Source organism: Ferruginibacter profundus, from assembly GCF_054783275.1.
The window spans coordinates 711,660-725,913 of sequence record NZ_BAAGQW010000002.1 but is presented as its reverse complement, the minus strand read 5'-3'; the positions used below and the strand labels follow the sequence as shown (position 1 = coordinate 725,913).

At 40.1% G+C, this 14,254-nt stretch carries 9 protein-coding genes; all 9 read left to right on the top strand.

The genetic code is table 11. The annotated features are described in order from the left end of the window. Positions 1-9: 9 nt before the first annotated feature. The 9 genes from ACYVM0_RS13365 (at position 10) to dapA (ending at position 14,244) form a co-directional block, all read left to right on the top strand. On the top strand, positions 10-2,799 hold the full coding sequence (locus ACYVM0_RS13365; protein WP_460557836.1) for a TIM-barrel domain-containing protein: 2,790 nt from the start codon (positions 10-12) through the stop codon (positions 2,797-2,799). Between the two features lie 18 nt (positions 2,800-2,817). Continuing rightward, a complete protein-coding gene (locus tag ACYVM0_RS13360) occupies positions 2,818-4,548 on the top strand; it encodes a polysaccharide deacetylase family protein (protein ID WP_460557835.1) in 1,731 nt (576 codons plus the stop codon). Positions 4,549-4,671: 123 nt separating this feature from the next. Then, entirely contained in the window at positions 4,672-7,563 is a 2,892-nt protein-coding gene (galA, locus tag ACYVM0_RS13355; protein ID WP_460557834.1) for a beta-galactosidase GalA, read from the top strand. Positions 7,564-7,872: 309 nt separating this feature from the next. Next, positions 7,873-9,009, top strand: coding sequence for a glycoside hydrolase family 26 protein (locus tag ACYVM0_RS13350; protein WP_460557833.1), 1,137 nt, complete (start codon positions 7,873-7,875; stop codon positions 9,007-9,009). Between the two features lie 26 nt (positions 9,010-9,035). Further along, the gene (locus ACYVM0_RS13345; protein WP_460557832.1) at positions 9,036-9,965 is read left to right on the top strand and encodes a glycoside hydrolase family 5 protein; all 930 of its coding nucleotides are present in this window, start codon (positions 9,036-9,038) and stop codon (positions 9,963-9,965) included. 87 nt (positions 9,966-10,052) lie between these two features. Further along, positions 10,053-11,261: a glycoside hydrolase family 27 protein gene (locus tag ACYVM0_RS13340; RefSeq protein WP_460557831.1), complete on the top strand. Its 1,209-nt coding sequence runs from the start codon at positions 10,053-10,055 to the stop codon at positions 11,259-11,261. A 54-nt stretch (positions 11,262-11,315) separates the two neighbouring features. Next, entirely contained in the window at positions 11,316-12,155 is an 840-nt protein-coding gene (locus ACYVM0_RS13335) for a sugar phosphate isomerase/epimerase family protein (RefSeq protein WP_460557830.1), read from the top strand. 297 nt (positions 12,156-12,452) lie between these two features. After that, complete coding sequence (locus ACYVM0_RS13330) at positions 12,453-13,262, top strand: murein L,D-transpeptidase catalytic domain family protein (protein ID WP_460557829.1); 810 nt, start codon at positions 12,453-12,455, stop codon at positions 13,260-13,262. Between the two features lie 106 nt (positions 13,263-13,368). Beyond that, entirely contained in the window at positions 13,369-14,244 is an 876-nt protein-coding gene (dapA, locus tag ACYVM0_RS13325) for a 4-hydroxy-tetrahydrodipicolinate synthase (RefSeq protein WP_460557828.1), read from the top strand. Positions 14,245-14,254: the final 10 nt, after the last annotated feature.

Sequence of the window (14,254 nt, the reverse complement as noted above, 5' to 3'; positions counted from 1 at the left end):
AATAATAATATGATGAAAAAATATTTCCTGGCTTTATTTGTTACTGGATGTACAGTAGTTTCATTTGCCCAACAGGCTTCTTTTGTAAAAACGACTAATGGAGTAATTGTTTATCCTGCAGATAAAAATATAAAAGCGGTAGAACTTAAAGTAGTGACCAACGATATTATCAAAGTGCTGAGCTCGGCCAATACCACCATTAAGCCAGACACCAGTTTTATGGTGCTGCCATTTAATGCCCTGAATACTTTCAGTGTAAAAGAAGACGCAGCAACGGTGAGTCTTATTACTAACACTATAAAAGCTGTTATTGCTAAATCCAGCGGCCTGGTAAGTTTCTTTACAAAAGAAGGGAAGCTTATCACCAAAGAAGCTGCAAAATCATTGCAACCGGTGCAACTGGAACAATATGCATCCAATGTTATTATGCAGCAGTTTGCATCGCCTGCCGATGAAGCCTTATACGGTTTGGGCCAGCACCAGGAAGGTATCATGAATTATAAAAACACCAACCTTACATTGTACCAGAATAACACCGAGGTATTCATTCCGTTTTTAGTGTCCAATAAAAATTATGGGATTCTCTGGGATAATTATTCGATCACTGATTTTGGCGATGGCAGAACTTTTAAAGATATCAACTCCATAAAATTATTTGATAAAAATGGCGAAGCGGGGAATTTATCTGCCACCTATCTTTCTAAAACTGATGCCGCAAAAATCTTTATCACGCAAAAACAAAATACCATTGACTACGCCGACCTGGATATGATAAAAAATATACCCGCTGCTTTTAAACTGGAAGATGGCAAAGCAGTTTGGGAAGGCTTTGTACAGGGAAATATTACAGGCGACTACACTTTTAAAATATGGAGTGGTGGTTACTTTAAATTCTGGGCTAATGGACAATTATTGACCGACAGGTGGAGGCAATGCTGGAATCCTTTTACAGCTTACGTTCCGGTGCCATTGTCAAAAGATAAAAAAACAGCTGTAAAAATTGAATGGATACCCGACGGTGGCGAATCTTTTATGAGTGTAAAAGTGATGGCGCCAATTACTGAACAACAGAAAAAAATATACCAGTTTCAATCCGAAGCAGGCGATAATATCAACTACTATTTTGTGTATGGTAAAACCTACGATGCTATCATCAGTGGTTATCGCCTGCTTACCGGTAAATCACCTGTTGTACCAAAATGGGCGTTAGGTTTCTGGCAAAGCAGGGAACGTTATAAATCACAGGATGATATTTTATCTACAGTAAAAACATTTCGTGAAAAGAAAATCCCTTTAGATAATATTGTGCAGGACTGGCAATACTGGAAAATAAATGAATGGGGCAGCCAGCAATTTGATCCGCAACGGTATAGTAATCCCGATTCCATGATTGATGTACTGCACAATCAATACCACACTAAATTCATGATATCGGTATGGGCAAAATTTTATACGGGCATTCCTAATTTTGATCTGATGCAGCGCCAGGGCTTCTTACTAAATAAAAATGTTGAGAACGGAAGAAAGGATTGGTTAGGTTATGTCAACACTTCTTACGATGTACATAATCCTGCTGCAAGAAAACAATTCTGGCAATTACTGCAAAACAATTTGTACAATAAAAAAATTGATGCCTGGTGGATGGATGCATCCGAACCCGATATTCATTCCAATATGTCTGTTCCAAAGCGCAAGGATATTTTTTATCCAAACGCAATGGGTTCTGCAATAAAATATTTTAACAGCTATCCCTTACTGAATTCCCAGGCCATTTACGAAGGCCAGCGTGCCACCAATGATAATAAACGTGTGTTCATCTTAACCCGTTCCGGCTATGCAGGCATACAACGTTATGGTTCTGCCATCTGGAGCGGAGATATCGGCTCAACATGGGCCGATATGAAAAACCAGGTTTCAGCGGGCATTAATTTCTCAATGTCGGGCGTGCCTTACTGGACGTTTGATGTTGGTGGCTTTGCTGTAGAAAACCGTTATGTAAAGGGAAAAGACCTGGACGAATGGAAAGAGTTGCAGGCAAGATGGTATGAGTTTGGAAGTTTCCTGCCTTTGTTCAGGGCACATGGGCAAGCGCCATTAAGAGAGCCTTTTAATATTGCAAAAGAAAACGAAGATACCTACAAGGCGATTGTAGGTAGTATTGAAAGAAGGTATACTTTATTGCCTACTTTATATTCTATTGCTGCTGACGTACATTTTAACAACGGTACTTTTTTAAAAGGCATGATGATGGAATTTCCCAATGATAAAAAAGTAGAGAATATAAATGACCAGTTGATGTGTGGTCCTTCTATTTTAGTAAACCCTGTTTACAATTATAAAGAACGCAGCCGCAAAGTGTATTTACCTGCGGGCACTAACTGGTATGGGTTATATGATAATAAATATTTTAACGGAGGACAGACTATTGATGCCGCCGCACCCATAAGCACTATTCCTGCTTTTGTAAAAGAAGGCAGCATCCTGGTAACTGGTCCCGTAATGCAGTACAGTACAGAAAAACCTGCGGATACACTTTCGGTAACTATCTACGGCAATAAAGACGCTGCCTTTACTTTATACGAAGATGAAAACGAAAACTATAACTATGAGCAGGGAAAATTTTCAACTATACATTTAACCTATACTGCCAAAACAAAAACATTTACAGCGGCTGAAGCAAACGGAAAATTTGAAGGGATGTTACATACCCGTGTTTTCAAAATTATATTCATTGAAAATAACCTGGCAGTAAGCAGGCAATTGACATATTCAGGCAATAAAGCAGAAGTGAAATTTTAAAATAAAAAATTACTTATCATGAAAAAGATAGTTATCGTAGCCGCACTATTTGCATGTGGAGGAATGGTGTGCTGTAAAGGTAAAGCTGATACCGGCACAGGAAGTGGTGGTAATACAGGCGGCGGTGGAGGCGGTACTGTAACACCAACAGATCCTGCCACAGCAAATACCATTGGGTTTTTTATGAACGACTGGCAAAGCAAAAATTTTACCCCTCCATCCTATAACGATATTGCCAAACCTGTTGCTGCTGCTACATCATTGGTAACTATCGATGCAGGAACCATTGTAACCAAAGTGGTGCCTTCTGTTTATTCGCATAATGCCAATAGCTGGATGGGTGATATGATCAACGACCCGGTATTAATAAATCACATCACTAATTTAAAACCCGATATCATCCGTTTTCCCGGCGGCAGTATCAGCGATGTGTATTTCTGGAATGCACTACCAGGCACAGCACCGGCAGATGCACCGGCGCAATTGCTGGATGCTAACGGCACAGCAAGTGCTGCTAATTATTGGGTAGGAAAAAATACGGCTAACTGGACCATTTCATTGGATAAATATTACAGCATGTTGGCACAAACCGGTAACCAGGGTATGATAACTGTGAATTATGCATATGCCAGGTACAGCACAGCCCCCAATCCTGTTGCCAGCGCTGCCCACCTTGCTGCAGATTGGGTACATTACGATAACGGACGTACGAAGTACTGGGAGGTCGGGAATGAATGCAATGGTACCTGGGAAGCAAGCTACAGGATCAATACCGCCAATAATAAAGACGGGCAGCCTGCAATCATTACCGGTGCTTTGTATGGGCAACATGTAAAAGTGTTTATCGATTCTATGAGAAAAGCAGCAACAGAAATTGGTAAAACAATTTACATCGGCTCTTATATTTTAGAAGCACAGCCTGCTGCATGGCAAACCGCCACCGACCAAACCTGGAACGCAGGCGTACTGACACAGGTAAATACCGCCACTGATTACTATATTATTCACAGCTATTACACGCCCTATCAAACCAACGCTACTGCAGCTGAAATTTTAAACACCGCTACCGATAATACTACCGGCATGCTTAATTTTTATCAAAATGGATTAATTGCTGCAGGCAATACGATTAAACCCGTTGCACTTACCGAATACAATATCACATCGCAGGGGTCAAAACAACAGGTATCTTTTGTAAACGGAATGCATGCTACCATTCTATTGGGCGAAGCTATAAAAAATAAATATGGCATGTCGGCAAGGTGGGACTTGTCTAATGGCTATAACGGGGGAAACGATCATGGTTTATTCAATGCCGGTGATGAGCCTGGTGTTGCAAAATGGAATCCACGTCCCGCATTTTATTACATGTACTATTTTCAAAAATACATGGGCGACAGGATGCTGAAGTCAACAGTAACTGGTGGGGTGCTGTCTTACGCATCATCGTTTTCCAGTGGGGAGAAAGCAGTGGTATTGGTAAATAAAAGCACTTCGGCTGAAACGGTAAGCATTACTTTGCAAAATGCTGCGCCGGGCACAAGATATTACTGGTATACTTTAACGGGTGGCAATGATAACGGTGAATTTTCACCTGCTGTTTTTGTAAACGGTAACGGGCCAACAGAACCCACAGGCGGGCCGGCTGCAACATATACTACCATTAAAGCTAACAGCGCTGCAACAGCCGGGGGAATAAATGTATCGATGCCTGCACGTTCGGTAGTATACCTGGCCATAGATAAATAGCAGCAAATACGGATAAGCATAACTGCAAATATTCTTTAATGAAGTCAGACCTCAAAGACTTGGCCTCTTTTGGTATGACAAAACACTACAGTAACTAACTGAGATGAAAATAACGCAAGCAGGATGAAACAAAAATTATTAATAGCCATAGCATTTGTAATCTGCATCAATAATATTTTTTCTCAAACAAAAGATACTAATGCCGTAAGGGAACATTTACTGATGGATTTTGACTGGCGTTTTGCATTCGGCCATCCTTTTGATACCAAAAAAGATTTTAATACCGGCACTGCTTACTTTTCTTATTTTGCCAAAGCCGCTTATGGCGATGGCGCAGCTGCCGCAAATTTTGATGACCGCTCCTGGAGAAAATTAAACCTGCCACACGATTGGGCGGTGGAACAACCTTTTGATAACAATGGCAGTTTTAGTCATGGCTTTAAGGCTATAGGGAAAAATTTTCCTGCTGCCAGTATAGGCTGGTATCGTAAAACATTTACTATTCCCAAATCTGATGCAGGCAAAAAAATCAGCATTGCTTTTGATGGTGTATTTAGAAATTCCATTGTATGGGTCAATGGGTTTTATTTGGGCACAGAACCCAGCGGCTATACCGGCTTTGAATACAATATAAGTGAGTACCTCAATTATGGTGGCGAAAATACTATTGCCGTAAGAGTAGATGCCACGATGGAAGAAGGCTGGTTTTACGAAGGCGCTGGCATCTACCGTCATGTCTGGCTCAATAAAACTTCTCCCTTGCATGTGGCAACAAACGGAACTTTTGTTACCACAGCCGTTAAAAATAATTTGGCAGACATTAATGCACAGGCCACTCTCATCAATGAATATAAGGATATAAAAACAGTTACTGTTATTCAATCCGTTTTAAATGCAGCGGGAAAAACAGTGGCGGTAAGCGATACAAAAAAAATAACCCTCACTCCGTTTGAGCAAAAAGATATTGCTGTAAAAATGGAACTGCCCCAACCTTTACTATGGTCAATTGATTCACCTTATTTGTATAAACTAATAACGATAGTACTTGATGATAAAAAAATAATTGACCGGTACGAAACAAATTTTGGTATACGCACCATTCGCTTTGATGCAACAAAAGGATTTTTCTTAAATGGTCAGCACATAAAAATACGGGGTACCAATAACCACCAGGACCATGCCGGTGTGGGAGCAGCAATGCCCGATGCACTGATTGATTTCAGAATAAAAGCATTGAAAGATCTTGGTGCAAATGCCTATCGGTGTTCACACAATCCACCCACGCCCGAACTGCTGGATGCCTGCGACAGGCTGGGTATGCTGGTGATAGATGAAAACAGGTTGCTCGGTGTCAGCAGCACGCATTTTAATTACATGAAACGTTTTATGCTCCGTGACAGAAATCATCCCGGCATCATCAGCTGGAGTATTGGCAACGAAGAATGGGGCATTGAAGGCAATGAAACGGGCGCAAAAATTGCAACAACTTTACAGGCCTTTACAAAATCGATAGATAGTACAAGAGCTGTAACTGCAGCAATCAGCGGGGGCTGGCAAAAAGGTATTTCCAATGTAATTGATGTAATGGGGGTGAATTATGTGGGACAAATTAATACCGATGTGCACCATGCCGGATTTCCCAATCAACCGATGTGGGGAACGGAAGAAGGAACAACGAGAGCTACCAGGGGTATTTATTTTGACGATGATAAAAATCAATGGATTGCGGCTTACGATAAAAAACCGTATCCCAACTTTTTAACTATTGAAGATGGCTGGAAATATTATGTGGCAAGAGACTATTTAGCGGGTATGTTCATCTGGACGGGTTTTGATTATCGCGGCGAACCAACGCCTTTTGGTTTTCCTTCTGTCGGTTCTTACTTTGGAATGATGGACCAATGCGGCTTTGCAAAAGACAATGTATATTATTTAAAAAGCTGGTGGACAGGCAAAACAACGCTGCATATTTTTCCGCATTGGAACCACCCCGGAAAAGAAGGGCAGGAAATTTCCGTATGGGCATTCAGTAATTGTGATGCGGTGGAATTGTTCCTGAATAAAAAAAGTGTGGGCAAAAAACTAATGGAGAAGAATGGCCACCTGGAATGGAAAGTAAAATATACTCCGGGTGTGCTGGAAGCTGTGGGGTATAAAAACGGTAAAAAAATAATTACAGATAAAGTACAAACTACCGATGCACCGGAAACTATTCATTTGTCGGTTGATAAAAATAGTATCCTTGCCAATAAGGAAGATATTGCCATAATCACAGTTGAAGCATTGGATAAAAATAACTTGCATGTACCGGATGCTGCCAACGAAATTACATTTAGTATAACCGGCCCCGGTAAAATTATCGGCGTGGGTAATGGTAATCCTGCATCGCTGGAAGCAGATAAATACCTGGAAAAAATTAAAGTGGTTGCCATAGAAAATTTAAAAGAAAAATATATTGACAATAGTAATGCTGATACCGGAACAACAGAAGTATATGATGATACCCAATGGCAAAATGCGTTTACAGAAGATCGCACAAAAGAATTTGGCGAAAAAGTAAAAGCTGTAGTGTACAGGGGATTTTTTGATCTGCCTGAAATTACAGCTACTGATGCCGTAAGTTTTTTTTATAATAGCCTTGGCGCTGTACAATCTGTTTACATCAATGGCAAATTAATTGCCGGCAATGTTTTGCAAAACAACAAAGGGAATACTTTTCTACTGGATGCCGCAATATTGCATCGTGGCAAAAATACCATTGCAATTACTGCTGTACCATTGTTAAAAAAACAATCCTGGGATAATATCAATACCGATCCGGGACTTTTTCAAATTATAAGCCCTGCTGAAAATTATAAAAGAAAATTATTCAGTGGGCTTGCACAGGTGATTGTACAGGCAACAGGAGAGGCCGGGGAAATAATTGTTACAGCAACTGCCAGGGGATTAAAACAAGGAGAAATAAAAATACAATCTGCGCAAGTATCATTGAGGCCGGCAGTTGGTGGCAACTGATTTTGTATAAATTGTTCTGCCTTCGGTGAATTGTTCTGCCTTCGGTGAATTATTCTGCCTTCGGTGAATTATTCTGCCTTCGGTGAATTATTCTGCCTTCGGTGAATTGTTCTGCCCTTCAGTGAATTGCCCTGCCCTTTAGGGCAGGGAATAGGATTCAGTTTGCAGAAGGGCTTTAGCCCCCAAAATAAATTGGGCCAAAGCCCGAAACCATGATTAATTAAATTACTGCCTTAAAGGGACGGTGCAATGAATAAAGAATAGTTGGAACAAAAACAGTAGAAAGTAAGTGCATTTAAAAATAAAAAAATGAAAAAACATTGCCTGCTTGTTGTGCAGCTGATTTTATTACTGCAATTTTCTCTTGCTCAAAAAAATAAATTCAGTAGCATTGACCCCAATGCTACTGCAGAAACAAAAGCATTATATTATAACCTGCATAAACTTTCAGAAAAATATATTTTATTCGGCCATCAGCACGCCACGCAATACGGGCATGGTTGGAATGGCGATGCAGACCGGTCGGATGTAAAATCTGTTACGGGCTCACATCCCGCAGTAATAGGAGTAGACTTTAGCGGTTTATCAGGAAGGCCGGAAGATGAGATCGCCAAAGAAAAAATAAACCTGCAAAAAATAATTACAGATACTTACAATAGGGGTGGTATTACCACTGTGGCCTGGCATTTTAATAATCCTGTTTCTAACACCAGTTTTTACTGGAACGATTCTACTGTTGCTGCTGCGGTAAAACATATTATTCCCGGCGGTTCTCACCACGAAAAGTATAAAGCCATACTAACTACCATTGCCGATCTTGCAAAATCAATTAAAGGTAATGATGGTAAATTAGTGCCCATGATATTTCGGCCTTACCACGAGTTGGATGGCTATTGGTTTTGGTGGGGCAAACCACATTGTACTGCTGATGAATTTAAAACTTTATGGAAGTTTACGGTAAGTTATTTAAGAGACAGTTTACAGGTACATAATTTCATTTACGCATTTTCTCCTGATAATACATTCGGCACTGAAGCAGCATATTTAGAACGCTACCCCGGGAACGATTTTGTAGATATGGTGGGCGTGGATAATTACAACGACTTTGGCCGTTATGGAAAATACAACCTGGATTCGGGGTTATTAAAATTAAAAATAGTTAGTGATTATGCAAAGAAAGCAGGTAAGCTGGCGGCATTTACCGAAACCGGTTTGGAATCTGTTCCTAACCCAACCTGGTGGACAGAAACTTTATTAAAAACATTGAAAGCAAAAAAAATGCAGCTAACTTATGTCCTGGTTTGGCGTAACGATGCAACAAGCCCTACACATTTTTATGCGCCGTTCCCGGGGCAGATAAGTGTGCCAGACTTTATAAAATTTTACAACGATCCTTATACCTTGTTTGAAAAAGACCTGGAAAATATTTACAAGCTGAAAAAATAATGACCATGAAAGGAAAAATATTTTTTTTGACAACCCTTTTAATTACCGGCATATTGGTTACTGCACAACCGGTGAAGCAACACGGACAATTAAAAGTGGCTGCAACAAAGCTGCTTGATGCACATGATCAGCCAATAGCATTGCATGGTATGAGTCTGGGCTGGCACAATCTGTGGCCGAGATTTTATAATGCCGGTGCTGTAAAAACTTTGGTGAAAGACTGGCACTGTTCCGTAGTAAGGGCTGCAATGGGTGTAGAGTTAAACGATAGCGGCTATATAAAAAATCCGGAAAGTTCCGTTGCAAAAATTAAGGCTGTGGTGGATGCTGCAATACAACAAGGCATTTATGTGATCATCGATTTTCACAGCCACAATATTAAATTGCCGGAAGCGAAAACTTTTTTTAAGGAGATGGCAACTGCTTATGGTAAATACCCCAATGTGATCTATGAATTATTTAATGAGCCCGATTATGAAACCTGGCCCGAAGTAAAGGCCTATTCAGAAGAGTTGATAAAAATGATCCGCAGTATAGATACTGATAACATTATTTTAGTTGGTTGTCCTAAATGGGACCAGGATGTACAATTGCCCGCTGCCGATCCGATACAAGGCTATAGTAATTTAATGTATACTATGCATTTTTACGCAGGTACACACAAGATATGGTTACGCGACAGGTGCAATGAAGCAATGGCCAAAGGCTTGCCGCTTTTTATTTCTGAATGTGCCGGTATGGAAGCCAGTGGCGATGGCCCGATTGATTATGCAGAGTGGAATAAATTTGTAAACTGGATGAATGATAAGGAATTGAGTTGGGTAGCCTGGTCGGTATCTGATAAAAAAGAAACCTGCTCCATACTAAATCCCTCTGCTGCATCAACCGGCAAATGGAAAAAGAAAGATGTGAAAGAATGGGGTGATCTTACCAAAAAAGCATTGAAAAAATATTAAAGCAGGCGATCTTCTTTTTATGTTTTCAATTATTACTATGTGATGATACTGTCTCATCACGCCGATTTAAAAAAATAAAATCTTATCATGAAAAAAAATCTGTTGCTAACATGTTTTGTTTGCTTAACTCTTTTTGCAAATGCACAAAAGTATAAAGGCCTGGCCAGCACACCTCCAATGGGCTGGAATAGCTGGAATACTTTTCAAACGAATATCAGCGAAGACCTGGTAAAACAAACTGCCGACTTAATGGTAGCTGCCGGAATGAAAGCAGCAGGTTATGCTTATATTGTTTTAGATGATGGCTGGATGGCAATGGAAAGGGATAGTATCACCGGCGATCTTATTCCTGATCCTAAAAAATTTCCCCATGGTATGAAAGCAGTGGTAGATTATGTACATTCCAAAGGATTGAAATTTGGTTTGTATAACTGTGCCGGTACAAAAACCTGCGCCGGTTATCCGGGTACAAGAGGTTACGAATACCAGGATGCCCGGTTATATGCGTCACTGAATATCGACTACTTAAAATTTGATTGGTGCAGCAGCGATGGGCTCAATGCAAAAGAATCGTACACTACCATGAGCAATGCATTAAAAACGGCAAAACGCCCCATCATTTTCAGTTTGTGCGAATGGGGCAATAATAAACCCTGGCTGTGGGCAAAAGAAGTAGGGCAGTTGTGGCGCACTACCGGTGATATCGCTAATATTTTTGATGGTATTAAAACTTTTGATACCTGGCATGCCAATGGTGTAATGACGATTATTGATATGCAGGATTCCTTACGGAAATATGCCGGCCCCGATCATTGGAACGATCCCGATATGCTGGAAGTAGGTAATGGAATGAGTGTGGCAGAAGACCGCACACACTTCTCCATGTGGTGTATGTTAGCGGCACCATTAATGATGGGCAACGATATCAGGAAAATGACCAACGATACAAAAGCCATCCTTACCGATAAAGATGTTATTGCTATTGACCAGGATGCAGCCGGTGTGCAGGCTTTTAAATATGCTGATAAGGATAGTGTGCAAACATGGTTAAAGCCTTTGCAGAATGGAGATTGGGCTATTTGTTTTCTAAATCGTTCTTCAACTCCTAAATCAATACAGCATGATTGGAAAAAGAACACGGTGTATGATAGCCTTTCTGCAAAAGAATTTAATGCAGTAAAAAGCACATTCAAAATAAACAACCTGTGGACCAAAAAAGAATCGGGTACTACTGATAAAACTTTCCAGGCAACACTGCCGCCACACGATGTAGTGTTATTGAAACTGAGTAAATAAAATTGCGTAACATTACAGCAGCGTTTTTATTTTACGTCACTCAAAAATAATCATATGCAAACACGCCGTAATTTTCTGCTCAACACCGGGGTATTGGCTGTTGGTTCAGCATTGTTGCCATCATTTGTCAGCCCTTCTAAAAAAGTAAAAAATATTGGCGTGCAGTTGTACACTTTCCGTAAAGAAATGCTTGCAGATGCAAAAGGCACGTTACAAAAAATTGCTGCGTTGGGGATCAAACAAATTGAATCTGCCAAAAGTGAAAAAGGAAATTATTATGGACTGTCTCCAAAAGAAATAAAAACCATCTGCAGCGATTTAGGAATGACACTGCGTAGTGGTCATGTACATATTGATGATAAATGGCAACAAACAATCAACGATGCAGCAGCGTCAGGGCAGGAATATTTAATCTGTTCTACAATGCCCACCAGCGGACAAACTGTTGCTAATTATAAAACTGTTGCTGAAGCATTTAATAAAGCCGGTGAAGAATGTAAAAAGCTGCACATTAAATTTGGTTATCACAACCACGCCTACGAATTTGAAAATGAAAATGGAGCCGTGTTATATGATGTGTTATTGGAAAATACTGATGCAGCGTTAGTGCATATGGAAATGGACCTGGGTTGGGTAATAGTGGGTGGAAAAGACCCGTTGGAATACTTTAAAAAATACCCGGGCCGTTTTCCGCTTTGGCATTTAAAAGATATGAACCTGCAGAAAAAACAAAGTACCGAATTTGGTAAAGGAGGTTTGGCAATACAACAAATGCTGCAGCATAGTAAAGCCGCGGGGCTAAAATACTTTTTTGTAGAACAGGAAGAATACTCCGTTGGCCCCTTTGAAAGTATGAAAGAGAATATCAGTTTTCTTAACGCACTTGTTTTGTAACAATTGCAATTGCCCCTTACTGCCGGAGAGTACGCCCAAAATAAGGAAAGTAAAACCCTTTTTATTTGTTAAAATTTTGCGTTGTTTTAAACTACTACAAAATATACAGCCGGATATAATTCGTTGGTTTTAAATAATTCATAAACAGTAAATAAACCTAATTAAACGCCAAAGCCAATACCATAGCGGTGTATGTGGAAAATTACTGAATTATTTTTTGCTTGTTAACAAATCAAAAACAAGAAGGCTGATTACTTTTGCAACTGCTTGTGATTTTTAAACCAATATCTTATAAACATGAAAAAGCACAGCCTAAAAAAATTCTACTTATTCTTCTCTTCCATATTTCTTTTCATTCTGCACATGCCTTTTGTGTTTGCTAAAAACAAACCTAAAGCCGACTTTAAACCTGCTGCCAATAAAATAGCGGTATTGGCTGCAGCCAGTACCAATACTTTAACCATCAACCCGGCAAACGGCGATGCCTTATCAAAAATATATGATAGCCTGCGCCTTAATTTATTGGGCTTATCGCAACAGGCTTTTCAATATGGTATGCATGGTTTCGATTACCTGGTAAAGGCGGGAAAAATCACCAACGATAAAATAATTTCTATTGTAGATTTCAGCTTGTCTTCCTGCAAAAAAAGATTATTTGTTATTGACCTCAGCCAGAATAAAGTAGTATTTAATACCTACGTTGCACACGGCGTAAACTCCGGTAAAGAATATGCAGAACAATTTTCAAACCGTCCGGAAAGTAATCAAAGCAGCCTTGGATTTTATGAAACCATGAATACCTATAATGGTAAGAACGGGTATTCATTGCATCTGCAGGGATTAGAAAGAGGCATCAATGATAATGCAGACAGCCGTGCTATTGTAATGCATGGGGCAGATTATGTTAATGAAGAGCTGATACAATCCCAGGGCTATATCGGCAGAAGCTGGGGTTGCCCCGCGGTGCCCGAAAAATTGCATAAGCCAATCATCAATAAGATAAAGAACGGCACCTGTTTATTTATCTATAGCCCGGATAAAAATTATCTTATCCATTCAAAAATATTAAAGCAGGCGGCGGATATGGCTTATAACAATAAAAACTAAAACATTTAATATACTATTGTTTACAGATCCTCCCCAACTTGCCGGGGAGGATTTTTCTTTTATCATATCAAAGCATAATAATAACTTTACCAAAATTTTTTTATACATGAGTTTGAGAAACGATTTGCAAGGCACGGGTGTGGCACTCGTTACACCATTTAAAAACAATACCGAAGTAGATTATGACGCATTGGGTAAACTGATCGATTTTGATATCGATAATGGCGTTGAGTATTTAATATCGCTGGGCACCACCGGCGAAACCCCCACCTTAACCAGTAAGGAAAAGTTTGACATTATTAATTATACTTACGAAAAGGTGAATAACCGTGTGCCGGTTGTAGTGGGCATTGGCGGCAACAATACAAAGGAAGTAATGGAAAACTTAACCAGCTATCCATTAGATAAAGCCATCGCGGTGTTAAGTGCCAGTCCTTATTATAACAAACCTTCGCAGGAAGGGATTTACCAGCATTACAAAGCATTGGCAGGTGTTTCTCCAAAACCTGTTATCTTATACAATGTTCCCGGCAGAACAGGCAGCAACATGACTGCTGAAACCACATTGCGCCTGGCTAAAGAAAAAAATATTGAAGGGATGAAAGAAGCCAGTGGCAATATGGTGCAGTGCATGCACATATTACGTGACAGGCCCGAAGACTTTTTAGTGGTTAGCGGTGACGACCATATTGCATTGCCATTAATTGCCTGCGGTATGGATGGCGTGATCAGTGTGGCAGCCAATTGTTTTCCTAAAGATTTCAGCGAAATGATACGTTTAAGCTTAAAAGGCAATTTTGCGGCCGCCAGGCCGTTACATTATAAGTGCCTCGAAGGTTGCGACCTCTTATTTGCAGAAAATAACCCTGCAGGGGTAAAAGCCGTGTTGTACGAACTGGGCATTATTGAAAACATATTGCGTTTACCGGTGGTGCCTTTAAGCGAAAGTATTCACCAAAAAGTGAAAGCCTATCTCAGGTAAGATGGCGACG

Coding starts and splice junctions, on each gene's coding strand:
- dapA (WP_460557828.1), top strand. CDS start 13,369: ATGAGTTTGAGAAACGATTTGCAAGGCACGGGTGTGGCACTCGTTACA.
- ACYVM0_RS13335 (WP_460557830.1), top strand. CDS start 11,316: ATGCAAACACGCCGTAATTTTCTGCTCAACACCGGGGTATTGGCTGTT.
- ACYVM0_RS13350 (WP_460557833.1), top strand. CDS start 7,873: ATGAAAAAACATTGCCTGCTTGTTGTGCAGCTGATTTTATTACTGCAA.
- ACYVM0_RS13340 (WP_460557831.1), top strand. CDS start 10,053: ATGAAAAAAAATCTGTTGCTAACATGTTTTGTTTGCTTAACTCTTTTT.
- galA (WP_460557834.1), top strand. CDS start 4,672: ATGAAACAAAAATTATTAATAGCCATAGCATTTGTAATCTGCATCAAT.
- ACYVM0_RS13360 (WP_460557835.1), top strand. CDS start 2,818: ATGAAAAAGATAGTTATCGTAGCCGCACTATTTGCATGTGGAGGAATG.
- ACYVM0_RS13330 (WP_460557829.1), top strand. CDS start 12,453: ATGAAAAAGCACAGCCTAAAAAAATTCTACTTATTCTTCTCTTCCATA.
- ACYVM0_RS13365 (WP_460557836.1), top strand. CDS start 10: ATGATGAAAAAATATTTCCTGGCTTTATTTGTTACTGGATGTACAGTA.